Raw genomic sequence first — 26,656 nt, forward strand, 5'->3', positions numbered from 1 at the left:
CTGGGTCTGACCTGCGTCTTTGGGAGTAATCAACAGTTTCGTCAGTGCTATTACTATTATTAAAATATTTATATCTATAGAAAGGTATTAAAAGATGAAGTTCACCGTCAGCCAGAGCTCGCTTACACAAGCCATCGGCGTCGTTATGAAGGGTGTCGCTTCGGCATCCACCCTTCCCATCCTGTCGGGCGTGCTCGTCAAGGCGCAAGACGGCATCTTGGAATTCCAAACCTCTAACTACACCATCTCGATCCGTCATCGCATCGCGGCGCATGTCGAAGAAGAGGGCGAGATGGTTATACCCTGTAAGATGCTCTCCAATATCACCAAAACCCTCCCCGATGCCCCAGTCACCTTTGAGCTGTCCGAGCGCCAGGTGCTGATCAGTTGCGAGAAGAGCTCTTTCCGCCTGAACACGCTCGATGCCAATGACTTCCCCGAGTTTCCGGCCTATGCCATCGAGAGTGCCGTGGAACTGCCGACCGATATCTTGTCCGAGATGGTCGGCCGCGTGTGGCGCGTCACCTCGACCGACAAGGCCCGCCCCATCCTGGGTGGCGTGCACATGAAGGTCGAGAACAACACCGTGCGCCTGGTGGCGACCGATTCCTTCCGCTTGGCCGTGTGCGATACGCAGGTCGAGACCTCAACCCTCGAGGGCTCCTTTGAACTCAACGTTCCGGCCGACGCCTTTAACGACGCGCTGAACATCATGGCCAGCCAGGCGACCATCATGATCGGGGCTACCGACACCCAGGTCGTCTTCGAGGCCGGCAACACCACCTACGTGTCGCGCCGCATCGAGGGCGTGTACCCCAACTACAAGCAGCTCATCCCCGATTCGTGCGTGACGAGCGTCAAGATCGACGTCGCCGCCTTTAACGCCGCCCTCAAGCGCGTGGCCGTTATCGCGAGCGCCAACCCCGCCGTCAAGTTCGAGATCGATGTCGAGAACGGGCAGATGGGCCTGTCCTCCATTTCCAATGACCAGGACCTTGCGCAGGAGACGATCGATGTCGAGGCCGAGGGCGAGTCGGGTACCATCGCCTTCAACTACCACTACATCTTCGGCTGCCTCAATGCCCTGTCCAAGGAGAAGGAGATCACGCTGGAGCTCAAGAGCTACTCGCAGGCGGGCATCTTCAAGTCCTACGACAAGATCAACTACCTGTACCTGGTCATGCCGGTCCGCATTTAGCGCTTCGCCATGACCATGTTCGCCCGCGATCTTTCCGTCGCGCACTACCGCAGCTTCGATAACTATCGTCTTGCCCTGGACGAGGGCGTGACGATACTTGCGGGACCCAACGCGGCGGGAAAGACCAATCTCATAGAGGCGCTGCAGCTGCTGACGAGCGGCGCCTCGTTTAGGCATCCGACCGCAGCCGAGCTCGTCCATGACGGCGTGGGCTCGTGCAAGGTCGAGCTGAGGCTCGAGGGCGACGGCCGCGTGCTTGATATGGGATTGAGCGCGGAGGACGGTAAACGCTCGTTTAGCCGCAACGGCAAGAGATGCTCTGCCGCCGGTGTGCGCGGGGTTCTGCCGAGCGTGCTGTTTTGCCCCGACCATCTGGACATGGTTAAGCGAGGCGCCAGTGTGCGCCGCGCCGCCCTCGACGACTTTGGCATGCAACTGAGCGCACGCTATGCCGATCTTGCGAGCACCTATGGTCGCTGCGTGACCCAGCGTAACGCCTTGCTCAAGGAGGCCTGGTGCTGCCGCGAGATGCTCGGCGCGTGGAACGATTCGATTGCCCGCGCGGGCGCGGCTCTGCTCGTGCACCGGTTGGCCCTGCTCGACCGGCTGGCGGGCCATGTGCGTACTGCCTACGGGCAAGTGGCGTCCGGTGAGGCTGCCAACGTGACCTATACGTCCACGCTGGGGGAGTTGCCCCAGGTCGGGGATCGCGAAGAGCTGAAGGGCTGGGCGTACGAGCGCATGCTGGCCGCCCTTGATGAGAACGCCGACGAGGAAATTCGCCGCGGCGTGACGTTGGTGGGACCGCATCGCGACGAGATTGAATTTACCGTGGCGGGTCGCTCCGCTCGTTCATTTGCCAGCCAAGGACAGCAGCGAACGTTGGTACTGTCCTGGAAGGTGGCCGAGGTGGCCGTGGCTCGCGATGTTCTGGGTACTGCTCCGCTGTTGCTTCTGGACGACGTGATGAGCGAGCTCGACGGCGAGCGCCGCGGTGCTTTTCTGCGGCTGATCGGCGATGATATCCAAACGGTCATAACCACGACCAACCTGGGATACTTTACCGATGACCTGCTTGATCGAGCCAAGGTGGTGAGCATGGGTGAGACGTGCTAATTACGAGCGCGAGAGCGAGACGGTCGCCTTCAGTGGGTTTTTGAACGCAGAGCGCCAGCGCATCCTGGCGGCTGCAACGCCTGAGCGCCGTGCGCAGATGGAGGCTGCCGAGGAGTCGCGCGCGGTCTATCGCGCGTGGAACGCGGTGTGCTCGGGCACGCGCGAGGGGCGGCATGTGACGGGTCTGCGCTACCTGCCCGAGTCCAATGAGCTGCTGGTATATCTCGATTCGCCCTCGTGGACGCAGGAAATGACGCTGTTGCGCGAGATCATCCGCGCGCGCATGGAGCGCGCCGGTGCGCATGTGGACGGCCTGGTGTTCAAAACCACCGCGCCCGGTCATACGCCGCCCGCCGCTAAGGAGCGCCTGCGCCCGGCGACGACCGAGCGCCCGCCGGCCCCGCACGCCGACCTAAGTGAGGCCGAGCGCACCGAGATTGAGCGCCAGGTGGCGCCCATCGAAGACCAAAAACTGCGCGAGGCCCTCGAGAACGCCATGAGAGCCAGTGCCGAGTGGGCCAAGGGCGTGCAAAGCAAAAAAGAGCCTTAAATCGCATCTGGTGGCCTTGTAGAGCCAAATACCCTCGTTCCCGAGGGTATCTTTTTACGATAAACTAATAAGGTTGTACACATTTTCTTGACTGAAGGAGGACGTGTGGCAAACGAAAACGATTACGATGGCGGCGAGATTAAGATTCTCGAAGGTCTCGAGGCCGTTCGTAAGCGCCCGGGCATGTATATCGGCTCGACGAGCGCCAGCGGTCTGCATCACCTGGTGTGGGAGATCGTTGACAACTCCGTCGACGAGGCCATGGCCGGTTTCTGCACCGAGATCCAGGTGACGGTCCACGCCGACAACTCCATCACGGTCGTCGACAACGGGCGTGGCATCCCCGTCGACGAGCACCCTGTTAAAAAGATCCCGACGCTCGAGGTCGTCATGACGATTCTGCACGCCGGCGGTAAGTTCGATAACTCGGCCTATAAGGTCTCGGGCGGCCTGCACGGCGTTGGCATCTCCGTCGTCAACGCACTGTCCAAGCGCGTGGTCGTTCAGGTTCGTCGCGACGGCAACACCTACGAGATGGAGTTCTCGCGCGGCAAGACCGTCAAGAAGATGGAGGTCGTGGACACCTCGGATTCGACGGGCACCACCGTCACCTTCTGGCCCGACGACGAGATCTTCGAGACCTGCATTTACGATTTCGATACGCTGCACAACCGTCTGCAGGAGACGGCGTTCCTCAATAAGAACCTCAAAATCGTGCTGACTGACGAGCGCGAGTCTACTCCCCACGTGGAGGAGTTTTGCTACGCGGGCGGCATCATCGACTTCGTCAAGTTCCTCAACGAGGGCAAGGACGTTCCCGAGGCCTTTAAGGAGCCCATCTACATCGAGGGCAAATCGGACCCGGACGCACCTGTGGCCAAGATGGGCGAGGTCGAGGTTTCCCTGCAGTGGAATAGCGGTTACGGCGAGAACGTCATGTCGTTTGCCAATGACATCTACACCCCCGAGGGCGGCATGCACCTTGAGGGCTTCCGCACCGCGCTCACCCGCGTGATCAACGACTACGCGCGCAAACAGAACCTGCTCAAGGAAAAAGACGCCAACCTGACCGGCGACGATGTGCGCGAGGGCCTTTCGGCCGTTATCTCGGTCAAGCTGCCCGATCCTCAGTTTGAGGGCCAGACCAAGGCAAAGCTCGGCAGCTCCTATATGCGCGCGCTGACGCTCAAGATCGTGACCGACGGCCTTGCCGATTACCTCGAGGAGCACCCTAAGCCCGCTCGCGAGATCGTCAAGAAGGCGCAACAGGCTTGCAAGGCGCGCAATGCCGCCCGCAAGGCGCGCGAGGCGACCCGCCGCAAAAGCCTGCTCGAGACGGCTTCCCTGCCCGGCAAGCTCGCCGACTGCTCGGTGCGAGATGCCGAGCTGACCGAGCTCTTCATCGTAGAGGGCGACTCGGCAGGCGGTTCGGCCAAGGACGGCCGTCGCCGAGACATCCAGGCGATTCTGCCCCTGCGCGGCAAGATTTTGAACGTCGAACGCGTTGGTGACCATCGCGCGTTCTCGAGTGACACCATCCAGTCGCTGATTACCGCGATCGGCTGCGGCGTTACGACGAGTGCCGGCGACGGCGGCGACTTTGATATCACCAAGGCGCGCTACCACAAGATCATCATCATGACCGATGCAGACGTCGACGGTGCGCATATCCGCATCCTGCTGCTGACGTTCTTCTACAAGTACATGCGTCCGCTGATCGATGCCGGCTACGTCTATGTTGCCTGCCCGCCCATCTTTGGCATTAAGGTACGCAACAAGATCCACTACGTGTATCCCAACGGCCGCCAGCCCGAAGACGAGATCCTGCGCGACACCATTCAGAGCCTGGGTTTGAACCCCGACGATAACGACGAGGACGGCAAGGCCAAGGACGGCAAGATCACCAAAAAGCGCAAGGGCTATACCGTCCAGCGCTACAAGGGCCTGGGCGAGATGGACCCCAAGCAGCTCGCCTCGACGACGATGGACCCCAAGACCCGCATCCTGCAGCGTGTGTCGATCGAGGACGCCGTGGTGGCGGACCGCGCCGTGCGCGAGCTGATGGGTTCCGAGGTCGGCTATCGCCGCGAGTACATTGAAAAACATGCGCATGACGCGCGTTTCCTTGATGCTTAAGAGGAGGTAACGTGGCAGACGATATCAACAATAACGGGGGTATGGACGAGGCCGGCGATGCCGGTATGCCCGATGATCTGAAGCGCCTGCTTGCCCGTGCTGAGCAGGGCGAGGACGGTGACCCGGACGCCTATAACCCCGATGCCGATGATGATGAGGAAGAAGACGACGCCGAGCTCGAGGAGAGCTTTGGCGAAGTCGACCGTGGCGCCTCGGCCGGCGAGGATATCAACGGCGGCCAGCTCCAGATTTCGGAGTTCGGTCGCGAGATGAAGCAGTCGTTCATTGAGTATTCGATGTCGGTTATCACAGCGCGCGCCCTGCCGGACGTGCGTGACGGCTTAAAGCCGGTGCACCGCCGCATCCTGTACGCGATGAACGAGAGCGGCATCTACCCCAACCGCCCGCACAAGAAGTCAGCTTGGACGGTCGGCGAAGTTATCGGTAAGTACCACCCGCATGGCGACTTCGCGGTCTATGAGGCCATGGTCCGCCTGGCGCAGTGGTTCTCCATGCGCACGCCGCTCATCGACGGTCACGGCAACTTCGGCAACATCGACGGCGACGGCGCCGCTGCCATGCGTTACACCGAGAGCCGCCTGGCAAAGCCCGCCATGGAACTGTTGCGTGACTTGCAGAAGGATACCGTCGACTGGCAGCCCAACTACGACGAATCGCTCGCCGAGCCCGTGGCGCTGCCTGCGCGCTTCCCCAACCTGCTGGTCAACGGCAGCCAAGGCATCGCCGTCGGCATGGCCACCAACATCGCTCCGCATAACCTCACCGAGGCGATCGAGGCCACCTGCTACCTGATCGACAACCCCGACGCCACCGTCGACGAGCTCATGCAGATCATGCCCGGTCCGGACTTCCCCACCGGCGCCATCATCATGGGCAGCGCCGGCATTAAGCAGAGCTACGAGACCGGCCGCGGCTCCATTACCGTGCGTGCCAAGGCACATGTGGAGTCCACCAAGACCGGCCGCAGCCGCCTGGTCTTTACCGAGATTCCCTACATGGTCAACAAGGGCACCCTGCAGGAGAAGATCGCCCAGCTCGTCAACGACAAGCGCATCGAGGGCATCTCGGATATGCGCGATGAGTCCAACCAGAAGGGCATCCGTCTGGTCATCGAGCTCAAGAAGGGCGTCATTCCGCAGGTCGTGCTCAACAACCTGTATAAGTACACCTCGCTGCAGACGACCTTTGGCGCCAACAACCTGGCGCTTGTCAACGGCGTTCCCAAATGCCTGAGCCTGCGCGAGATGCTGCAGCACTACATCGACCACCAGGTCGACGTAGTTACCCGCCGCACCCGCTTCGACCTTAAGAAGGCCCAGGCCCGCGCGCATATCCTCGAGGGTTACCTGATGGCCCTTGACCATATCGACGAGGTCATTAGCATCATCCGCTCCTCGCAGACCGACTCCGAGGCCAGCAGCCGCCTGATCGAGCGCTTTGGTTTTACGCCCGAACAGACCACGGCCATCCTCGAGATGAAGCTGCGCCGCCTGACCGGCCTGGAGCGCGACAAGATCCAAGAAGAGTTGGACGGCCTGCGCCGCGCCATCGCCTACTACGAGGACCTGCTGGCGCATGAGGAGAAGATCCTGGGCGTCATCAAGGAAGAGATGCGCGAGATCTCCAAGAAGTTTGGCGACAAGCGCCGCACCGAGATCAGCCAGGTTGAGAAGGACCTGGATGTCGAGGACCTCATCGCCGACGAGGACATGGTCGTGACCATCACCCACACCGGCTACGTTAAGCGCATCCCGGCGGCTGCCTACCGCGCCCAGAAGCGCGGCGGCAAGGGCGTATCGGGCGTCAACCTCAAAGAGGACGATGTTATCGACGAGATGTTCATCGCGTCCACGCACGAGTACGTGCTGTTCTTCTCGAGCAAGGGCAAGGTCTATCGCCTGAAGGTGCACGAGCTGCCGGTGGGTACGCGCCAGGCGCGCGGTACCGCGATCGTCAACCTGCTGCCCTTTGAGGACGGCGAGAAGATCGCGAGCGTCATCAGCTGCCGCGAGTTCCCGGCCGACGAGTACCTGATGTTTGCCACTAAGAGCGGCATGGTCAAGAAGACCGTGATGAGCGCATATGACCGCAGCCGTCGCGACGGCCTGATCGCCATCAACCTGCGTGACGACGACGCGCTGCTGAACGTGCGCCGCGTGCGCGAGGGCGACAAGATTATCCTGGCCACCACCGCGGGCAAGGCGATCATGTTCTCCGAGGAGCAGGTACGCGCTACCGGCCGCGATACCAGCGGCGTTCGCGGTATCGGTATGAAGGACGGCGTGAGCGTTCTGGGCATGGAAGTCACTAACGGCAACGGCGATCTGTTCGTCATCACCGAGCGCGGCTACGGCAAGCGCACGCCGGTCGCGGACTACCCGGAGCAGAATCGCGGCGGCCAGGGTGTCTACACCATCCAGATGACCGAGCGTAAGGGTAACCTCGCGGCCATGAAGACGGTGGGCCCGCAGCACGAGCTATTCATCGTGACGGAGGGCGCGACGGTCATTCGCGTCAAGACCGACGAGATCAGCCAGACCGGCCGCGCTACCCAGGGCGTCAAGATGATGACCGTCGACGACAACGACCGCATCTGCGCCGTAGCCCGCATGACAGCCGCCAAAGAGAAGCCCGAAGGCGAAGCCACAGAAAACGGCTCCGCCCCCGAAGAAACCCCTGTCGATCTAGGCGACGGCAACGACATGCCGGAAGATTTCCTCGACGAGTAAGAGGCCCTAACTGGTAGAAAATATCAGACCCCATATATCGGCGGCCGGGGCCGACACCCCCATAGATTTTCAAAAAAAGTTGTTGACGCGCGCGTAACGACTCGTCTAATATATCCCTTGCGCGATGGACCTGTAGCTCAGTTGGTTAGAGCGTCCGGCTGATAACCGGGAGGTCACAAGTTCGAATCTTGTCAGGTCCACCACTTTCTTTCGCAATAAACACCCCAGCGAGAGCCGAGTCGCCGCTGGGGTGTTTATTACTGTCTCCGTGGGGGTTTAGCTCAGCTGGGAGAGCGCGGGCTTTGCAAGCCTGAGGTCAGGGGTTCGATCCCCCTAACCTCCACCATGATGGACCTGTAGCTCAGTTGGTTAGAGCGTCCGGCTGATAACCGGGAGGTCACAAGTTCGAATCTTGTCAGGTCCACCATCAAAACTGTGAAGAGCCCTGGGGCATTGCCTCGGGGCTTTTTTCTTGTCTGCGATAAATCTCATTTTGGTTTTGTGTGCTGTGCGAAAGTTTGGGTAGTATAGCTATTCAATGCGGCGGACTGCCGCGTGTTAACCGCTACGTACCGGAGGTGTTCCATGGTTCGTGTCGACATAGAGACCATCGTCATGGCCGCCGGTCCCGTGCCATCGCTTATCGTGCTTCGCGAGCGCTGCAGCAAATCGGACTCGCCTGCGCCACTGCGTTCCCTTTCCATTCAGACTGGTTCGTTTGAAGCTGCTGCCATTAGCCGCGGCATCGATAGCGGTCGCGCCGAGCGCCCGATTACCCATGACCTGTTGCTCGATACTGTTGGTGCCCTGGGTGCCAAGCTCGAACGCATCGAAATCGTTCGCGCCGAGCCGCCCGTGTTTTACGCGACGGTTGTCGTGTTGGCCGATGGCAACGAGCATAAGATCGATGCGCGTCCGAGCGACGCCATCGCCCTCGCCGTACGCAGTAATGCCCCCATGTTCGTTGAAGACGACATCATGAATCGCCTGGGCACCGTTTCTGCCCATGCCGAGGAAGTCGACGACGAGCAAGAGTTCGAGAAGTTCGACGAGTTCGTCCATACGCTCTCCCCCGATGACTTCTAAATGCTGGGCGCCCAGGCTGCGGAGCGTTCGCTGATGGCTGGCGGTATGTCGGCTGAGGCGGCTGCGATCGCCCGCGAGGCCCAGATGCGCTCGGAGGCTTCTGAGGCGGCTCGCATTGCCTATGTGACGCAGGCCCGCACGCTTCGCGAGCGCCGCGGCTCGTTTATCAAGATGGTTGTCGTCTCCGTCCTTGTCGCGGCAATCTGCTCGCGCCTTCGTGGTACAGTTGATGCGCTTGGGTTTTCGATCTCTACGGGCCTTGTGATCTGGGGTGTGGTCGATGCGGTAATGCTGACCAGTCAGATCAAGGTGCTCGACAAGCGCGCAGCGGACATGATGCGCGCCCGCGACGCTGCCGCCAGGATCGCCGCCGAGGCACAAGAACTGTAACGACGCCAGACTCGATGGGAAGGTCTAAAGATGGCACAGGATATGCAGGACGCCGGTAACGTCTCCGCCGAGCTCGACGCCATGGTGTGCGATCTGATCGGCGCGTTCTTGGACGACCTTGCCGCCGGTGAAAACCCTGGCGTGGTCGTGGCAATTGAGGACGCCGCTTCCAACCGTTATCTGGCGGCGCTCGATGAGGATGGCGAAGAGGCGTGCCTCGAGGCGGCCACCAACTTTATCTCCGAGCACAAGATGGGTCTTAAGGACGAGGGCCTGGGCCGTATCGCTCGCTATGCCATCGGCTACACCGGCTGCGTCGAGATTGACGGCGGCTATCACGATGCTCTGCTCGTGAGCTTCTTCGAAACCACGCTCGAGAGTGGTTTTTCGGCATATGTGCTGTATGAGGGCATGGGCGCCGGCGATGGTTTTATGTGGAGCGACCCTGAACCTGCAGGTGAGGAAACCCCTCTCATCTAAAATCGCTAAAATAAACGAGTTTTCGGTAAAAGGCTCAATATTCCCGCTGAGCGTTGTATCGCTGGGCGGGCCGCATACGCGTGCCGGTTGTATATAGATAGAAGATAGGGGAACTACATGCGCGTAGACAATCTGAGGAACATCGCCATCATCGCTCACGTCGACCACGGCAAGACGACGATGGTCGACAAGCTCCTGCGTGCCACGGACGCCTTCCGTGCCAACCAGCAGGTCGAGGACCGCGTCCTGGATTCCAACGACCAGGAGCGCGAGCGCGGCATTACGATTCTCGCCAAGAACATCTCTATCGAGTACAAGGACGTCAAGATCAACGTCATCGACACCCCGGGCCACGCCGACTTTGGCGGCGAGGTCGAGCGCGTGCTGCGTATGGCCGACGGCGCCCTGCTGCTGGTCGACGCTTTTGAGGGCCCCATGCCCCAGACCCGCTTCGTGCTGCGTCACGCTATCGACACCGGTCTTAAGATCATGATCGTCATCAACAAGATCGACCGTCCGGGCGCCAACCCCGAGAAGGCCTACAACGACTGCCTGGACCTCATGGCCGACCTGGGTGCCACCGATGACCAGCTTGAGTTCGCCATGGAGCACGTGGTCTACGCCAGCGCCATGAACGGCTTTGCCCGCCTTGACCCCAACGACGGCAACATGGACATGTACCCGCTGCTCGATATGATCATCGACGACATGCCCGCGCCCGAGGTTGACGAGACCGCCCCGCTGGCCATGCAGTGCGTGACCATCGACCACTCCAACTTCGTTGGCCGTATCGGCATCGGTCGCGTGTACTCCGGTACCATTCACCAGGGCGACCAGATCCTAGTTGTCAAGAACGACGGCTCCAGCGCTACCGCCACCGTCAAGCAGCTCTTTACCTTCGACTATCTGGGCCGCACCGAGTGCCAGGAAGTCGGCGCCGGCGATATCGCTGCTGTCGTGGGTATTGACCGCACCGATATCGGCGATGTCTACACCGATCCCGAGAACCCCGTCGAGCTCGAGCCCATCGAGATCGACCCGCCGACCCTGTCCATCGTCTTTGAGGCTTCGACCTCCCCGCTCGTCGGCCGTGACGGCGACATCGTGGGCGCCCGTCAGCTTAAGGAGCGCCTGTTCAACGAGGCCGAGAACAACGTGACTATGAAGATCGAGGAGCTCGAGGACAAGAGCGGCGTCGAGGTCTCGGGCCGCGGCATCCTGCACCTGTCTGTCCTGATGGAGTCCATGCGCCGCGAGGGCTTTGAGTTCCAGGTCGGCCGTCCCCGCGTTCTGTTTAAGAAGGACGAGAACGGCAACAAGATGGAACCTGTCGAGCAGGCCGTCGTTGAGTGCCCGGACGAGTACTCAGGCAAGGTCGTTGAGGTCTTCGGCACCTCCGGCGGCATCATGACGAGCATGGATACCTCGGGCATCGTGACGCACCTCGAGTTTAAGATCCCGACGCGCGGCATCATGGGCCTTAAGAACCGCATCATGAACGTCACCCACGGCGAGGGCGTTTTCTACCACACCTTCCTGGAGTACGGTCCTTACGCCGGCGAGATCGGTAACCGTCAGAACGGCGCCATGATCTCCATGACCACCGAGAAGGCCGTTGCCTACGCTCTGGGCACGCTGCAGGAGCGCGGCCAGCTGTTTGTTGAGCCGGGCACCGAGTGCTACGAGGGCATGATCGTGGGCGAGCGCAGCAAGGCCGGCGACATGGTCGTCAACATCGCCCGTACCAAGAACCTGGGCAACCAGCGTTCCTCGACCTCCGATATCTCCGTTCAGCTGGTGCCGCCCCGCACCTTCTCGCTGGAGGAGGCGCTGGAGTACATCGCCGACGACGAGCTGGTCGAGATTACCCCCAAGAACATCCGCCTGCGCAAGCGCCTGCTCAACGCCACCGACCGCAAGAAGGCCGCCGTCCGCGCCGGCCAGGTCAACAAATAAGCGCTGGACTTTATAGCGTCTAACAAGAAAGGGCGTCGACCGTAATGGTCGGCGCCCTTTTTGGTGCAAGGGGACAGGTTACTTTGCACCACGGTGGAGGAGGTTATCCCCCGAGCGGCTTTCCAGCCAAAGTAAAGTTGTTTAAACATATACATAATTCCACAGGATATAACCGCTTTGATACAAAACCGTTAACAGATAAATATCAACTGGTATTACATTAAAAGACCTCTTTACCAGCGGTTTACATGACTGTTATCTATATTGTATTTTATGCATTGTGGCATAGACGAACCGTCTTAGAAGTTGCCCCCAATGGGTTCTTGCAATGCGCTAGGTAGGTTCTCGTAGATGTTGGGGCTTGTGTTCGATCCGACGATTCGCCGTATTCCACACTGTGTTGTAGGAATTAAGGGACAACTATGGACGCACACCGCTCGCGGTCGCTTGGTATGGCGGCCCTGATCTTCATTTTGATTAGCCTCACCGCCGCAGTTTTTCACGGCGCATCCCCCGTGCGCGCCGATGACGTTGCGAAGCCCGATCCGATTGCGATCGATGGGGATACGGCGACGGTTGATGTCAGGCTGTATACCGATGAGCACCACACTCAAAAGCTCGAGGATCCCGTAACGTCCACTTCGACGCTCTATGGAGCTTTCTCGGCACAATTCAAAGGCGGCAAGGCGCCTACGCCCGAGAAGAACATCGCTGTCTATAAGCTGCCCGACACCATTGTCGTTGACGACAACGACGGCGGCGACCTCATGGAGGGTCCGGAAGCCACTGCCGCCAAGGCTGGCACGTGGAAGATTAAGGACAATAAGGTCATCTTTGCGTTTGACAAAAACTGGCTTGCGTCAAACCCTGCGGAGATTTATGTCGGAGCCAATTTCTCGTTCGAGCTTGCAGGCAAGGGCACCGGCTCAGGCAGCAGCGCATCTGTCGTGTTCCCTGGTGTGGGAACGATCAAAATCCCTACCAAGGACGGCAAAGTCACGGGGACGAAGTCGGGGACCTTCTCCCAGGGCGCAGATGGCGTGGCCAAGGTTACCTGGACTGTTACGCTTACCGTAGAGTCGTATGCTACGGACGCTAGCTTCACTGATACGCTGGGCGACAACTTCGACTTTGTGAACGACAGTTTCAAGCTCGACGGCAAGAAGCTTGACTCCCAGCCGATGATCGACGGCCAGGTCGTAACCCTCGACAGCCTGGGCAACCTTTCCCAGGGCAACCACACGATCACGTACGATACGGTGCTGAAGAGCGGCGTTGCCGCGAACGGCGGCGATTTGATCAAAGCTGAGAATACGGCAACGTGGAATTGGGCTGGCTCAAGCGACAGCGATAACAGAACAGCTACGGCTGAGCCTGTTACATTCGGCTATGACATGATCAAGAAGTCCAATGGCTCAGGCACGCCGTCGGACATCAAGTGGACGGTCAAGCTCAACCAAGGCAAGCTCAAGGCCGACATGAGCGGCTACATGTTCACTGATAATCTGGACGGAAACAGACGTATACGGGCAACTTTACGGTTTACAAAGGCGACTCGGAGGCGAGCGGAGTCAAGATTTGTGAAAGAAAACTTGAACCTAAGGATAATTCCTTTTCCTATACGTTCCCGAACAACCTTGAGGATAAGTACGCCACCTACTGCATCGTTTATCACACCAAGATGAACGACACGAGCTCGTACGACACTGTGCGCAACAGCGCGGCCATCGAGCGCGGAGGCTCCGTTTCCGGTAGCGATGATGGCAGTTTCACGCCGCAGCTGACGGGTGTTGTGCCGATCGCCAAGAGGCTCGTGAGATACGATGAGGCGGCGACGACGGGCAGGGCGACGTGGGAGACGAAGGTCGCGCTGAAGGCGATCGTCAATGCGGCCCATCCAGGCGAGGTGACGGTGAAGGACACGTTTCAGTCGGCATGGTCGCAGAAGCTTGGTGTCGACGAAAGCTCCATTACCATTAAAATCGGCAATACCAAGCTGGTTCCGGGCACCGACTGGAGACCAACGACCAGCTATCCGGGTAATGAAACAAAGAAAAACTACGACCTCAAAATCATCGTTACCGACAACGTGAAAGCCGCTCTCGAGAACGAGGACTACGCCGTTATCACCTACGACACCACATCAGAAGCGCTGTCGGGCTGGTACTCAAACTTCGCAGCGGTCGAAGCACCGGGCCTGAGACTACAGTGGCCGTTCACCGAACCCGTCAAGTACGTTGTCAACCAAGAAACGGCGCCCGCGGTCGAGAAGCCGGAAACGGAGTCGAAGGTGTCTTGGGTTGAGAACTTCGATTGGCATACCGTTGACGGCTCGGATGAGAAGGGCGCCTAGATCGTCGACTGGACGGTGTATGCAAACCGCCAAAAGGGTAATAAGGGCGCAAATGGCGAGTTCGAATACTATGGAGCTGGAAAGCTGGGCGGGAAACCGCTGAATATCGTTGATAGCCTTCCGGATGGTATGAGCTATGTTGCGAATTCCGCAAAGTATACGCTCGTGCAGAACCCCTATGATAAACATACGGGGCTTCATCGCGGAGGCGAGGCCAAGGAGGTCGTTACGGGTCGGACGCTCGCCGCCGACAACGTCAGCCGCAACGGCAATACGGTCACCTTCTCCATCCCCACGACTGAGCTTGAAAGCTATGCCGGCTACGCAAAGCTCACGTACAAGACGGCGGTCAAGCGCGGTGAGCTCGATACCTCCACAAACGAGGTGAAGTTCACCAACAAGGCCAGCGCCGAGTCGGGAAGCGAGAAGTTCGAATCCGGCAGTGGCACCGTCACCATCAAGAACAACGTTATCAAAAAGACTGGTGAACAGGTCAGTAGTAGCAACCGCATTAAGTACACCATTCTTGTTAACGAGTCTGCCGTTGCCCTTAAAAACGGCACCGACTTCCTTGGGCTCGTCGATACCATGGATGCCAAGTGCACGCTGGGCCGTCGACGCTTAAGGTCTATGAGTGGGTGTATGGTGCCTGGTCACCGCTGGCTGATAAGGACTATTCGTCGAAGGTGGAGCAGGTCAAGGATGAAACTGGCTCGCGTACGAAGTTGACGCTTAAGGTACCCGACAAGAAATACCTCCAGGTCGAGTATGAGGTTATCCCGACCGGAAACCCTGGCAACAAGGTTCCTCTATCCAATACCGCCATGCTTACGGGTGTGAAGGACGGTTCTGCGACTGATGATCAAACATGGGAAATCAAAAAAGCTTCTGCCAGCGCAGGTGGCAACGGCTACGGCATCACGATGACCAAGTATGACGCCCAGCAGGTCGGTGCGACGCTCGAGCGTGCGGAGTTTACGCTCTACAGCGTGAATATGGACCAGGTTGCAACGGTGGGTATCGAGAATGCAAGGACTAAGTTTGAAGCCGCCCCCACCGACGCCAACGGCAAAATCTCGTTTGGCGCAGAAGACAAGGCGATGGTAAATTGCGTGCTTTACCAGCTCGTGGAGACGAAAGCGCCTGACGGCTATGCCGCGGCGGCGCCCACGTGGATCATGCTTAAGGGTAATGCTGACGATGAGGAGTATCAAACTGAGCTCAATAAAGCGAAAAGCATCGTCAAAGACTCCGAAATCATCGGCGATGACAAAAAGGACGAGATCTGGATCTACGACAATCGCCTAACGGGCTCTGCGGTTATTAAAGCAAAGAAAGTGCTTGAAGGTGGCACTTTCAAGGCGGGGCAGTTCTCGTTCGTGCTCAAGGACGCCGAGGGCAAGGTGCTCCAGACGGTGACCAATAATGACAAAGGAAATGTCTCCTTTGACGTCAAGTACAACAAGGCGGGAACCTATACCTACACCATCTCCGAGGTCGAGCCCGAGGGCGCCGTCGACCATGTTAAAGATCACATCACCTATGACAGGACCGTGTACAACGTCACGGTTAAGGTAACTAATGGCACGGACCAGCTCGACGCCCTAGTTACCTATAACGATGGCTCTCAGAATCCGCCGACCTTTACCAACAAGTACTCGACTACGCTACCTGAGGCGGGCGGGGCTGGCTTGACTATGACATATCTTGCCGGCGCTTCGCTGTTGTGTTTTGCCGCGACGTGGATGCATGCTCGTCGCCACCGTGGTCTTGATCGAGATGGTCGCCGTGAGTAAACTGCACCGCCGCTTGTTGACCGTCATGATGGTGGCCATGACGACTATCCTCGCTTTTGCCGCGTCGCCCGAGACGGCCCGTGCTGCCGATGCCGGAGCCATCACGATTGGCGGCGACGTCGCGACGCAATACGATGCATACCAGCTCTTTTCGGCAACTGTTACCGATAAAGCCGGCTCCGATCAAAAGGTCGCGACGGACTTGGCGTGGGCGAGCGATGCAGCTCGTCAGGCTGTCCTTCCCGTTCTTTATGATGCGGGGTTTGATCGCTCGGCATCGACGGCGCAAGAGGCTGCCGAGTGGCTGAATGCCGACGGACATATGTCGACCGCTCTGGCGGCAAGGCTCGCCTGTGCGATTTGCAATGCAGGTGCCGCTTCTGTTCCCCTCAACGCGGGTATGGCGGCCGAGCTGCCCTGTGGCTACTGGCTCATCGTCGCCGACGACGACGCCATCGACCAGGGCGAGGCCGGCACCGCGCCGATCATGGCCCTGGTGGGCGGCGGCGCCGTCACCGTCAAGCCCAAGGCGGCGAGCCCCAAGGTGGTCAAGCACGTGCTGGAGGACGGCACCGCCGCCTGGCAGAAGGCCGCCGACGCCACGGTCCCGGCGGGTCTTACCGCCTACGACACCTATACGGTGCGGTTCGTCGACACCATGAGCGCGGGGCTCGACCCCTCCAAGGTGGCCGCGAGCATGCGCGTGTACGTGGCGGCGGGCGCGGACGGCGGCTTCGACGCCGTCTCGGCCGGCAGGGACGGGCGCGTCGGCACCGAGCCCGCGAAGGGCTGGACCGATATCACAGCTCAGTGCGCCACCAAGGTGGCGGCCGACGGCAAGACCTTCACCGTGCGCACCGGCGACCTGATCGCCGCGCTCGGCGGGGCCGACGCCTTTGCCGCGGGCGCCCGCGTGGTCGCCGTGTACAATGCGCCGCTCAACAGCGCGTGCAACCACGGCATCGCGAAGGGCAACCCCAACGAGGTCTACCTGCGCTACCCGCGCTCTCCCCTCGCCGGCCAGTCCGGTGACGCCCGCTTCACCCGCACGCCGAGCGATGACGCGTGCGCCTACACCTGGGGACTCAGTCTGATCAAGCGCTCAAGCTCGGACGATAAGCCGCTCGCGGGTGCCAACCTGCGCATCATCGACGACCGCGGTCGCATCCTAACGACTGACGGCTCGTGGTCGACGGATGCCGACGCGTGCATCACCACGGACGCGGATGGCCATGTGGAATTGAGCGGTGTGGACGCGGGTGTCTATACCGTCGAGGAAATCGCGGCACCCAAGGGCTACACCGCCTTTGAGGGCAAGCGTACGGTGACGGTTACGGCTGAGGGTCTGGACGTTAAACAAGTGGCGACCGCGAAGCCCAAGGTGACCGTATCGGTCGAAAACCCTCTGCGGGTTGATACCGCCGATGCCAGGACGGGTTCGATTGAGCTGTCGGTGCTCAACACCCCAAGCAAAGAAGCAGGTCGAGGCTTTATGCCCTCGACGGGAGATAGAACGTTGGTACTGGTGGCGGTTTTGGCTGCCATCGGAGTGGCGGCTATTGTTGTCGCGCTCGTCATCAAGCGGGGAGGAGGTCGCCGTGAAAAATAATTGCCCTTCTTGCTCAATGGCGTACTGCCTCCGTAGCGAGTGACGCACAGGCCTATCGACCTGATGATCATTGGTTTTGAAAAAGTTACTAGAGAACCCTCCAAGAAAAGCGGGGCACCCGGTCGATGCGATCGGGTGCCCCGCTTCGTTTGTTGGCGCAAAGTAACCTGACCCCTTTGCACCACTACAAAGGTGCTTGGCATCTTTGTAGTGGTTAGCTGCTAAGCGGTGGGGAGTCCTGGCGTGTTAGCCGGCTGCTGCGGTTTGAGGTGGGCGTTGCGCCAGATGATTTGGATGATGTAGCCGAGTGCAAAGACGAAGGCCACGCCGCTGATGAAATCGCCTACGAGGGGGATTGCCGTAAGCGTGCCCGCGGCGATGCCACCCACGGCTGCCATGGCGTAGCGGTTCTGGCTGTGTCCGACCATGCGGGCAATCGCGCACCCCGCAAAGGCACTCGACACCAACGCGATGCCGATAACGCCGCACAAGAGGGCTCCGGCAAGCGACAGACCAGCGATAGAGATAATCAGCAGTAGGACGGCGGGGGCGATAGCAATCGTGCTCAGAAGACCGCTCACCCACAGGGGCATGGGGCGCTGGTGGAGCATGCCGGCGGCGCTGGCGGTCGCGCGCGGAAAGACGAGCTCGAGCAGCAGAGCGACAAAGCAGGTCGAGAGTGCCGCGGCGACGATACCGCCGATGACATCGTTAACGGTGGAAGTATCCTCGTTCTCGGTGCGGTCGATCTTGAGCGCGCCGACCTCGGCTCCTGCGGCACGCTCGGGGTCCTCGGAGACGTGCGCGTTCACGGTGCCGGTGATGTGGGCGTTCTTGCCCAGGATGAGCTTGTCGGCCCAAACCTCGACATCGCCCTCGACGGTGCCATCGATGGTCACCGTGTTGCCCGCAAGCGCTGCCGACTTGGTAGAGCCGCGCAGGGCAACCGTCTCGCCTATCGCATAGAAACAGTTGGCGGTGCTGTCGGAATTGAGCACAACGTGCTGACCGACGACCGTGACGCTGCCATCAACCGTGGTCTTGGCGATATCGATAGTGCGTGCCGCCAAGCGGACGGCGCCGCCCACCGTGCAGTCGCGGATGGAGAGGCTCTCGCCTGCTGCAATTATGTCGCGGCCGATGGACGCATCGTCCAAGTTGAGGGCCTGACCTGCCCAGTACAGGTCACCTTCGACGCCGGACGAATTGGCGTCATTGTCGGTCGCAAGTACGTTGCCTGCGGTGTCCGTGCCGGCGAACGACGCCGTGGGAAGCGCGGTGACCGCTAGAGCGATGAGCGCGAATAAGATCGTGATGCGGCCCCACGCTTTACGGCGCTGGGTCGACGGGAATTGATTACAGGGCATAGTGAATCCTTCGTCAGATGCTCGACATGCACCTAACAGGGTACCCAACGTGTGGGCGCTCTAAAAGAACCTCTCGGTTGCATTTCGAAGGATGAGCCCGCGCCACCTACTTTTTGCGGTGCAAAAAGCGTGCGATGTCATCCTCGGTGGGGCTTTTGATATCAAAGCGCAGCGACAGCCAGCGTAGTCCCATGGTCACCACGACGCAAACGACCAGTGCGACGACATTGCTGACCAAGCCGCTCATGACAAGGCAAACATAGCTTGCCGATCCGGCGATGGCCGCGATGGCATAGAAGTTGGTGCGTTGGAAGATACCCGGCACCACACCCATAAAACCATCTCGCAGCATGCCGCCGCCCACCGCGGTAAAAAAGCCCATCATGATGCACACCGCCGGCGCAAAGCCGTAGACCAGCGCCTTGTCTGCGCCGGTTGCCGCATAAATACCCACCGAGATGATATCGAGCAGGGGAATGAGCTTTTCGGGCTTGTCGACGATTGCCGGGAAGATGTAGATGATGGCCGCGGTGGCGATGGAGAGCGGGAGCGCCATCGGTTGGTTGAGGATGTAGACGTTGCCCACCTGCAGCGTCATATCGCGCAAAAGACCGCCGCCCAGTCCACAGACCACGGCGAGCGCGACGGCGCCCACCAGGTCGAGTTTGTGCTCGCGTGCGACCAACACGCCCGAGATCGATGCCGCGACGACGGCGAACATCTCGAGCCAAAACGGGATGGCAACCATGGCATCCGAGGCGTGTGCGGTAACGATCATAGCGGCGGCAACGGGCAAGATGGGGTCCTTTGAGTTACGGGTTTAGACAATGCCCGTACATAGTACATGTTCGGCGCCGATTGCGACCCTATTGCTCGGTAAACGGTCGGGACTGGATGCGGGCATAGGCACCAAACGTGTACATCAGCCTCCAAAGATGTCAAAAAATGTCGGTTTTGGAGGGTGATGTACATGTTTTGGTTGGGATGTGCTGGGATGACGTTACTCGGAAGGCGTGTCTTCGCCCTGCGCGCTCTTCCAGTTGCGGATAAGTGCCTTGCGCAGTTCGTTTTGCTTTCGCTGGTACTCGGCGTCCGTGCAGCGGGGCATACCGAGTGCTTCGCGAATGCTGTTCATGGCGCGATGAAAGGCAAGTTGACTTGCGAACTGTGCCGAGGTGAGCGTAACGATTCGATATCCCAGTTGGGCGAGTACGGACTCTCGTTCCGCATCTGCGCCCTTGCGCTCGGTCTCGTCGTGAAAACCGCCCTTATATTCGATGCCGAGTTCTCTGCGCTGATAAGTAACAAGAGCGTCGATTTTGAGCGTTCGAGCTTTGGTGCAATGCCAAAGACGTTGAGGGATTTCGAGCGGTTTGTTGAGTTCGATACCTCTGATACCAATGCCGCCTTCGCTTGTTGGGAGCGAGAGGGTGATGGACGATGCGGTCTCCATGGGCGAGGCTGAGTGGTCGTAGATGTGTCTGAGCGCGAGTCTGGCGCGTGTGGCGCCGGGTTTGCCAGGGTGCCGATCGAGTAGCTCGACAATTTCGTCCTTGGAGGTGGTGGCTGGTTGCTCAGTGTAAGGGTCAGAGGAATTGAGCCCCATGCGATAGTCGCCGCAAACTTCGTAACCATACTCGAGGTATTCGATCCTATCCATCCACTCGGCAGCGAGCACGAAGGTGAAGGCTTCGTCGGTGATAAAGATGCCGGGCGTAAGCTCGTCAATATGGTCGTAGGGTAGGTTTTGGCCGAGAACGTGGCAGGTGACACCGTTGGTGCGAATTCGCTCGAAAGCAAATACTACGGAGATGTCGATAGTCTTGAGCATGGTGGACGGAATGCCGCAGTCGGTAAGTGCCTGCCGAATGCGCGCGATGCGTTGCTGGGTAGAGAGGCCCCGCACACCTATCTGGTAGTCGCGTTGTGCGACGGCTTGAACCAGGTTCCGCGGTGCATGATGGACGAGCCACGCCGTTTTATGCGAAATGAGAACAGGAGTATCCATTGGGGCCTCTCGCTTCGAGCTGACACCAAACTCTTATGTCCGTTGAGGTGGGGAAATATACCGGATGCAAGCAAATCGACTCATGCTCGGTGCGCGTCGTATGCAGACGTGTACATCACACTCCAAAAACGACATTTTTTGACATCTTTGGAGGGCGGTGTACATGTTTGAGATATGGGCTGGGATCGACCACGATGGGGGCGTGGTCGAATAGGAGGGATGTCCAAATTTTGAGCGGAGCTCAAAATTAATCCGGTCGGCTTACGCCGACCGCGCTGCGCTAAAAACGCGCCACGGGCGCGTTTTCTTTACGCTCCGCGCCCTGGCGGGTTCGAATCCCTCCTCCTGCGCGTAATTGAAATGTGCCCAAAAAGAAAAAAGCCCCATTGCTGGGGCTCATACCATCTAATGGCGGAGGAGGAGGGATTCGAACCCTCGTGACCTTATACAGGCCAAACGGTTTTCGAGACCGCCGCATTCAACCACTCTGCCACCCCTCCGCGTGGGGTAAAAACAAAGCAGGCTCGAAGGCCTGCTTTGGAATTAACTGGCGGAGAGTCAGGGATTTGAACCCTGGAGACGCTTTTGACGCCTACACGATTTCCAATCGTGCTCCTTCGGCCACTCGGACAACTCTCCGTTAAATGCGAAAGTCAGTATACACGAGGAATCGCAAAGTGCAAACAGAAAAGTTGGCATTTTTTAAAACGCTTGGCCGCACTTGGCGTTGCAGCGGGGTTTGAGATGCCAAAAAACGGCTTCCGACCAGCGTAGTTGATCAACTCAATTGTTCAAAAGGGGTATTTATAAGCGATTTGGCAATGAATTTAAAAATCTTTGGGTGGTGCTGTGGGCCACTGGTATGCATTTTGCGACCACAACCATGCGCCCGTTGACCTGCGACTTGGCTCAGCTTGTCCTCACGGCACCGTATCTTGTCCACAGATCCGTCAAGCTTTTGGTCAGCATTTGGTTGGAATGCGCATGAAACGTCGTGCGAGTATGGGCATATGTGGAGGTCATGAGGTTGTAGCTGCATATTCTTGCAGCCTAGGAGGTTGAAAGATATTATTACCAAGTCTTTTCCTGCTTCAGGCGCACCTTCACGACCTGAAGCCACATTTGCCCAGAGGAGGTGACAATATGAAGGCTTATGAACTGCTGTTCTTTGTTGACCCGTCGCTCGACCCCGAGACTCGTCTCGCTGTTATGAAGCGTATCGATACCACGATCGCTGAGGGCGCTGGCAAGGTCGACTCCGTTGACGAGTGGGGCAAGCGCAAGCTCGCCTACGAGATCAACGACCTCACCGATGGTGACTACACCCTCATCAACTTCCACGCAGATCCTACCCAGATCGCCGAGCTTGATCGCGTCCTGCGCATCACCGACGCTGTGGTCCGCCACATGATCGTCCGTCGCGACGACCAGGAGTAAGACTGTCGTTTTGGACTGGGCTTGTGCCCCAAGAGGAAGTAGTGAGTTATGAGCATCAATCGAGTGAACATCACCGGTAACCTCACCCGCGATCCCGAGCTGCGCGCCACCGCCGGCGGAACCCAGGTTCTGTCTTTTGGCGTCGCCGTGAACGATCGTCGCCGCAACGCGCAGACTGGCGAGTGGGAGGACTATCCCAACTTTGTCGACTGCACCATGTTCGGCACCCGCGCCGAGGCCGTGAGCCGTTTCCTGGCAAAGGGAAACAAGGTCGCGATCGAGGGCAAGCTGCGCTACAGCTCTTGGGAGCGCGACGGCCAGCGCCGGAGCAAACTTGAGGTCATCGTCGATGAGATCGAGTTTATGAGCTCCCGTGGTGGCCAGGGTGGCTACGATCAGGGCGGTTACGCCCCCGCAGCTCCCGCGCCCGCAGCACGTCCTGCCGCACCGGTGGCTACGCCGCCCGCGGTCGACGTCTACGATGAGGACATCCCGTTCTAAGGGTTGTTCACCTATTTTTGAGTGAGAGGCGGCTTCGGTTCGCCGAAGTTGCCAAACGAAAGGTATTTTGACATGGCTAATGATTTTTCTGCACGTCAGCCGCGTCGTAAGTACTGCCAGTTCTGCAAGGAGAACACTGAGTTCATCGACTATAAGGACACTCAGCTTCTCCGTAAGTACATGACCGACCGTGGCAAGATCAAGCCCCGTCGCGTCACTGGCGCTTGCACGCAGCATCAGCATGACATCGCCAACGCCATCAAGCGCGCCCGCGAGATGGCTCTCCTGCCGTACACCGTCCCCGTGGTTTCCTCTCGTGGCAACCGCGACCGCGGCTAAGAAGGGAGACGCATCATGAAGGTTATTCTTCTCGATGAGATCAAGGGCAAGGGCGGCGAGGGTGACGTCGTAGAGGTCGCTCAGGGTTACGCTGAGAACTTCCTGTTCCCCAAGAAGCTCGCTGTTGCCGCCACCAAGGGCAACCTCAAGCAGCTTGACGAGCGTCGCAACAACATCGCCAAGCGCGAGGCCGTCCGTCTGGCTACCGCCAACGAGACCAAGGCTGCCTTCGAGGGCAAGACGGTCACCGTTGACGTCAAGGTCGGCGACGAGGGCATCCTCTTTGGCTCCGTTACCGCCGCTATGATCGCTGACGCCATCAAGGCTCAGCTCGGTATGGACATCGATCGCAAGCGCGTCGAGCTCGGTAAGCCCATCAAGGTTGCCGGTGCCCACACCGTTGCCATCTCGCTGTACCGCGAGATCAAGGCCGAGGTTGTCGTTCTCGTCGGCGTTACCGCCGAGGAGCTCGCTGCCGAGGCTGAGGTCGAGGAGGCCGCTGAGGTCGCCGAGGCCGAGACCGCCGAGGTCGAGACTGAGGCTGCTGCCGAGTAGCATTTGCTGCAACGCAACAATCTTGTTCTAAGAAGGGCGCTCTGGGAAACCAGGGCGCCCTTTTGTTTTTTGCGCTGAGTGAGTGTCATGGTGAACGTTGCGTCGAAGTCCTATATGCAGGACCGTTCATCCGCTTGGTTCGGTGATGATTGGCGGCGCACGGCGCGTTTTGGGACCATGGCTGATACTATGGATGCTCGCAAGCGATATGAATGAGGATGCTCATGGCATATGACGATAGGGAGACCGGGCTGACGGTTGAGGACCGCGGCTCAAAGTTGGGTCTTCCCCAAAACCAAGATGCAGAGGCCAATGTACTGGCCGCTATGCTGCTATCGCCCGAGGTGGTCGAAGAGGCCCAGGTCGAGCTGCAGCCCGATGACTTCTACCGGCCCATTCATAAGACCATCTATACTGCGATGGTCGATATGTACAACAGCCGCATTCCCATCGACTCCATCTCGCTGATCGATTACCTGCGAAGCATCAACAAGCTCGATGCCGTGGGCGGCGAAGCGTACATTTTGGAGTTGATGGGTCAGACCCTGTCGCTCGTCAACTGGCAGCACCATGCCGCCATCGTTCGCCGCGACTCGATGCTGCGCGAGCTGATCGGCGCCACTAACGAGATCAACGCGCTGGCATATAACGCCCCCACCGACACCAAAGAGGTTGTCGAGCTGGCCGAGAGCAAGCTGCTCAAGGTTACGGCACGCGAGGTCAAGTCGAGCTACAAGACGTTGACCGAGTTTATGGTCGAGGCCTATAACGAGGCCGAGGAAGTGTGCCAGGCCGGTGGCCAGGCTGCGGGCGTGCCCACGGGCTTTCCGTCACTCGACCGCATGCTCATGGGTTTTCGCGAGGGCCAGCTCATCATCATCGGCGCCCGTCCTGCTGTAGGTAAGACGTCGTTCGCACTGAATCTGGCACTCAACGCTGCCGCTGCCGGTTATACTGTCGGCTTCTTCTCTCTGGAGATGTCGGGCAAGGAAATTGCCCAGCGTCTGATTTGCGCCTACGCCATGATCTCGATCAGTGACTTCCGCATGGGCCGCATTAGCCCCGAGCAGTGGGCCAATATCAACGAGGCCACGCAGACCTTGTCCAAGCTCGATATTCTGATTGACGATACACCCGGCACCACAGTGACCGAGATTCGCGCCAAGAGCCGCCGTATGCTCCATAACAAGGAGAAGGCAATTATCATCCTGGACTACCTGCAGCTGGTGAGTCCTCCGCCGGGACGCCGCTCCGAGAGCCGTACCGTCGAGGTCTCGGAGATGTCGCGTGGTTTGAAGATCATGGCCAAGGAGCTCAAGATCCCGCTCATCGCGCTGTCGCAGCTCTCACGTCAGGTCGAATCCCGTACCGGCAAGCGCCCGCAGCTTTCCGACCTTCGTGAATCGGGCTCCATCGAGCAGGACGCCGATATCGTTATGTTCTTGGACCGTTCCGCCGACGAGGCCGAGGCCTCGCGCGACGATCGACCCGACGAGGGCGTTACGCGTATCGTCGTGGCCAAGAACCGTTCGGGCCCGATCGGCGACGTCGACCTGATGTTCCTGCCGGCATCCACCAAGTTCTATGAGCTTGATGGGGCGCATGCCGAGGAGTAGGACAGGCGCCCGTTGCACGGGTATACTGGGAACGTTTTGTGCTTCTGCGTGCCGGCGTGGTGCGTAGACAGTCCATGAATGTAAGGAGTAAACATGCCGTCAACCGTTTTGGTCGGTGCCCAGTGGGGCGATGAGGGCAAGGGTAAGATTTGCGATCTGGTCGCCGGCGACTTCGATGCCGTCGTGCGCTACTCGGGCGGCAACAACGCCGGTCACACCATCGTCGTCAACGGCAAGAAGTACGGCCTGCACCAGGTGCCCTCCGGCATCATGTATTCCGACCACGTGTCGGTGATCGGTAACGGCTGCGTCGTCAACCCCAAGGTTGTCCTTGAGGAGATCGACATGTTCGAGGCCGACGGCATCACCACCAAGAACCTCAAGATTAGCGGAAACGCGCATGTCATCATGCCGTACCACATTGATCTGGATGGCGCCTTTGAGCAGAAGCTCGGCAAGAAGAACATCGGTACCACCAAGCGCGGTATCGGTCCGTGCTATCAGGACAAGATGGCCCGCATTGGTCTGCGCATGCAGGACATGCTGGACGAGACGCTGTTCCGCGACAAGCTGGAGACCGCTCTCGCCCGCGTGAACCCCGAGCTCGAGCTCATCTACAATCTGCCCACCTACACCGTGGACCAGATTTGCGACGAGTACCTGCCGATGGCCGAGCGCCTGCGTCCCTACATCACCGAGACGAGTCTGCTGCTCAACAACATGATTGACGAGGGCAAGGACCTGCTGTTTGAGGGCGCCCAGGCGACGCTGCTCGACATCGACCACGGTACCTATCCGTACGTGACGTCTTCCAACTGCACCGCCGGCGGCGCCATCACCGGCTCCGGCGTGGGCATGAAGAACGTCGACCGCGTGCTGGGCGTCATGAAGGCCTATATCACCCGCGTCGGTTCGGGCCCCATGCCCACCGAGCTTTCCTATGAGTCCGAGGCCGGCCACACGCTGACCGAGGAGGGCTACGAGTACGGCGTGACCACCGGTCGCCGTCGTCGCTGCGGCTGGTTTGACGGCCCCATCGCCAACTACGCCTCGCGCGTCAACGGCCTCACCGATATCGCCATGACCAAGCTCGACGTGCTTTCGGCCTTCGACACCATTAAGGTGTGCGTTGCCTATGACGTCGATGGCGAGCGTTACACGAGCGTGCCCGAGCATCAGGTGCGCTTTGAGCATGCCAAGCCCATCTACGAGGAGCTTCCTGGCTGGAAGTGCGATATCACCGGCTGCCGCAGCTTTGAGGAGCTGCCGCAGGAGGCCCAGGACTACGTGGCGTTTATCGAGGATCTGGCACACACCCGCGTGACGTTCATTGGCGTTGGCGCTGGTCGCGAGCAGATCATCAACCGATTCTGGAAGTAATCGGGACTATTTGGTTATTGCGATATGCCCCTT

Annotated in this window: 23 protein-coding genes and 5 tRNA genes; 23 read left to right on the forward strand and 5 right to left on the reverse strand. The window is 59.3% G+C overall.

Annotation, left to right across the window (positions count from 1 at the left end; all coding sequences use genetic code 11):
• Window positions 1-94 precede the first annotated feature (94 nt).
• The 17 genes from dnaN to AAAV44_RS04885 all read left to right on the forward strand — a co-directional run bounded on the left by dnaN (window position 95) and on the right by AAAV44_RS04885 (window position 17,420).
• Window positions 95-1,198 carry a DNA polymerase III subunit beta gene (dnaN, locus tag AAAV44_RS04805; protein WP_006236186.1) on the forward strand — a complete coding sequence of 368 codons (1,104 nt, stop codon included), beginning with the start codon at window positions 95-97 and terminating at the stop codon, window positions 1,196-1,198.
• A 9-nt stretch (window positions 1,199-1,207) separates the two neighbouring features.
• On the forward strand, window positions 1,208-2,314 hold the full coding sequence (gene recF / locus AAAV44_RS04810; RefSeq protein ID WP_349114815.1) for a DNA replication and repair protein RecF: 1,107 nt from the start codon (window positions 1,208-1,210) through the stop codon (window positions 2,312-2,314).
• The gene (locus tag AAAV44_RS04815; RefSeq protein WP_346963405.1) at window positions 2,301-2,864 is read left to right on the forward strand and encodes a DciA family protein; all 564 of its coding nucleotides are present in this window, start codon (window positions 2,301-2,303) and stop codon (window positions 2,862-2,864) included. Before recF ends, AAAV44_RS04815 begins: the two co-directional genes overlap by 14 nt.
• 105 nt (window positions 2,865-2,969) lie before the next feature.
• The gene (gene gyrB / locus AAAV44_RS04820; RefSeq protein WP_349114816.1) at window positions 2,970-5,000 is read left to right on the forward strand and encodes a DNA topoisomerase (ATP-hydrolyzing) subunit B; all 2,031 of its coding nucleotides are present in this window, start codon (window positions 2,970-2,972) and stop codon (window positions 4,998-5,000) included.
• Between the two features lie 41 nt (window positions 5,001-5,041).
• Window positions 5,042-7,750 carry a DNA gyrase subunit A gene (gene gyrA / locus AAAV44_RS04825; protein WP_349114895.1) on the forward strand — a complete coding sequence of 903 codons (2,709 nt, stop codon included), beginning with the start codon at window positions 5,042-5,044 and terminating at the stop codon, window positions 7,748-7,750.
• A gap of 126 nt (window positions 7,751-7,876) precedes the next feature.
• Window positions 7,877-7,953 (forward strand) — tRNA-Ile (locus AAAV44_RS04830).
• Between the two features lie 67 nt (window positions 7,954-8,020).
• Window positions 8,021-8,096, forward strand: a tRNA-Ala gene (locus AAAV44_RS04835).
• 4 nt (window positions 8,097-8,100) lie between these two features.
• Window positions 8,101-8,177 (forward strand) — tRNA-Ile (locus tag AAAV44_RS04840).
• Between the two features lie 158 nt (window positions 8,178-8,335).
• Window positions 8,336-8,836: a bifunctional nuclease family protein gene (locus AAAV44_RS04845; RefSeq protein ID WP_346979423.1), complete on the forward strand. Its 501-nt coding sequence runs from the start codon at window positions 8,336-8,338 to the stop codon at window positions 8,834-8,836.
• Window positions 8,837-9,226: a hypothetical protein gene (locus AAAV44_RS04850; protein WP_349114817.1), complete on the forward strand. Its 390-nt coding sequence runs from the start codon at window positions 8,837-8,839 to the stop codon at window positions 9,224-9,226.
• 30 nt (window positions 9,227-9,256) lie between these two features.
• Window positions 9,257-9,706 (forward strand): hypothetical protein, encoded by a 450-nt coding sequence (locus AAAV44_RS04855; RefSeq protein ID WP_089572580.1) that lies wholly within the window; start codon window positions 9,257-9,259, stop codon window positions 9,704-9,706.
• A 117-nt stretch (window positions 9,707-9,823) separates the two neighbouring features.
• Window positions 9,824-11,662, forward strand: a complete 1,839-nt coding sequence (typA, locus tag AAAV44_RS04860; protein WP_349114818.1) for a translational GTPase TypA — start codon at window positions 9,824-9,826, stop codon at window positions 11,660-11,662.
• Window positions 11,663-12,084: 422 nt separating this feature from the next.
• A complete protein-coding gene (locus AAAV44_RS04865; RefSeq protein WP_349114819.1) occupies window positions 12,085-13,347 on the forward strand; it encodes a hypothetical protein in 1,263 nt (420 codons plus the stop codon).
• Entirely contained in the window at window positions 13,344-14,015 is a 672-nt protein-coding gene (locus AAAV44_RS04870; protein ID WP_349114820.1) for a hypothetical protein, read from the forward strand. Before AAAV44_RS04865 ends, AAAV44_RS04870 begins: the two co-directional genes overlap by 4 nt.
• A gap of 165 nt (window positions 14,016-14,180) precedes the next feature.
• The gene (locus AAAV44_RS04875) at window positions 14,181-14,744 is read left to right on the forward strand and encodes a hypothetical protein (RefSeq protein WP_349114821.1); all 564 of its coding nucleotides are present in this window, start codon (window positions 14,181-14,183) and stop codon (window positions 14,742-14,744) included.
• Window positions 14,702-15,811: an FctA domain-containing protein gene (locus tag AAAV44_RS04880; protein WP_349114822.1), complete on the forward strand. Its 1,110-nt coding sequence runs from the start codon at window positions 14,702-14,704 to the stop codon at window positions 15,809-15,811. The genes AAAV44_RS04875 and AAAV44_RS04880 overlap by 43 nt, the downstream gene beginning before the upstream one ends.
• Entirely contained in the window at window positions 15,765-17,420 is a 1,656-nt protein-coding gene (locus tag AAAV44_RS04885) for a SpaA isopeptide-forming pilin-related protein (protein ID WP_349114823.1), read from the forward strand. The genes AAAV44_RS04880 and AAAV44_RS04885 overlap by 47 nt, the downstream gene beginning before the upstream one ends.
• A gap of 221 nt (window positions 17,421-17,641) precedes the next feature.
• Here AAAV44_RS04885 and AAAV44_RS04890 read toward each other — a convergent pair whose 3' ends face one another.
• From AAAV44_RS04890 to AAAV44_RS04910, 5 genes are all read right to left on the reverse strand, one after another.
• Window positions 17,642-18,787, reverse strand: a complete 1,146-nt coding sequence (locus AAAV44_RS04890) for a polymer-forming cytoskeletal protein (RefSeq protein ID WP_349114824.1) — start codon at window positions 18,785-18,787, stop codon at window positions 17,642-17,644.
• Window positions 18,788-18,893: 106 nt separating this feature from the next.
• Entirely contained in the window at window positions 18,894-19,583 is a 690-nt protein-coding gene (locus AAAV44_RS04895; protein ID WP_229065363.1) for a TRIC cation channel family protein, read from the reverse strand.
• Between the two features lie 204 nt (window positions 19,584-19,787).
• Complete coding sequence (locus tag AAAV44_RS04900) at window positions 19,788-20,795, reverse strand: hypothetical protein (protein WP_349114825.1); 1,008 nt, start codon at window positions 20,793-20,795, stop codon at window positions 19,788-19,790.
• A gap of 409 nt (window positions 20,796-21,204) precedes the next feature.
• A tRNA-Ser gene (locus tag AAAV44_RS04905) sits at window positions 21,205-21,295 on the reverse strand.
• Between the two features lie 48 nt (window positions 21,296-21,343).
• Window positions 21,344-21,434, reverse strand: a tRNA-Ser gene (locus AAAV44_RS04910).
• Window positions 21,435-21,938: 504 nt separating this feature from the next.
• Here AAAV44_RS04910 and rpsF point away from each other — a divergent pair.
• The 6 genes from rpsF (at window position 21,939) to AAAV44_RS04940 (ending at window position 26,623) form a co-directional block, all read left to right on the forward strand.
• Window positions 21,939-22,232 (forward strand): 30S ribosomal protein S6, encoded by a 294-nt coding sequence (rpsF, locus tag AAAV44_RS04915; RefSeq protein ID WP_006235831.1) that lies wholly within the window; start codon window positions 21,939-21,941, stop codon window positions 22,230-22,232.
• A 48-nt stretch (window positions 22,233-22,280) separates the two neighbouring features.
• Window positions 22,281-22,733, forward strand: coding sequence for a single-stranded DNA-binding protein (gene ssb / locus AAAV44_RS04920; RefSeq protein WP_006235830.1), 453 nt, complete (start codon window positions 22,281-22,283; stop codon window positions 22,731-22,733).
• Between the two features lie 72 nt (window positions 22,734-22,805).
• Complete coding sequence (rpsR, locus tag AAAV44_RS04925; RefSeq protein ID WP_006235829.1) at window positions 22,806-23,072, forward strand: 30S ribosomal protein S18; 267 nt, start codon at window positions 22,806-22,808, stop codon at window positions 23,070-23,072.
• Window positions 23,073-23,087: 15 nt separating this feature from the next.
• Window positions 23,088-23,627 (forward strand): 50S ribosomal protein L9, encoded by a 540-nt coding sequence (gene rplI, locus AAAV44_RS04930; protein WP_022094073.1) that lies wholly within the window; start codon window positions 23,088-23,090, stop codon window positions 23,625-23,627.
• Window positions 23,628-23,851: 224 nt separating this feature from the next.
• Entirely contained in the window at window positions 23,852-25,243 is a 1,392-nt protein-coding gene (dnaB, locus tag AAAV44_RS04935; protein ID WP_022094074.1) for a replicative DNA helicase, read from the forward strand.
• Window positions 25,244-25,336: 93 nt separating this feature from the next.
• Window positions 25,337-26,623: an adenylosuccinate synthase gene (locus tag AAAV44_RS04940; RefSeq protein ID WP_161115595.1), complete on the forward strand. Its 1,287-nt coding sequence runs from the start codon at window positions 25,337-25,339 to the stop codon at window positions 26,621-26,623.
• Window positions 26,624-26,656: the final 33 nt, after the last annotated feature.

It is taken from the genome of Collinsella sp. CLA-AP-H1 (assembly GCF_040092945.1).
Taxonomy (GTDB): Bacteria; Actinomycetota; Coriobacteriia; order Coriobacteriales; family Coriobacteriaceae; genus Collinsella.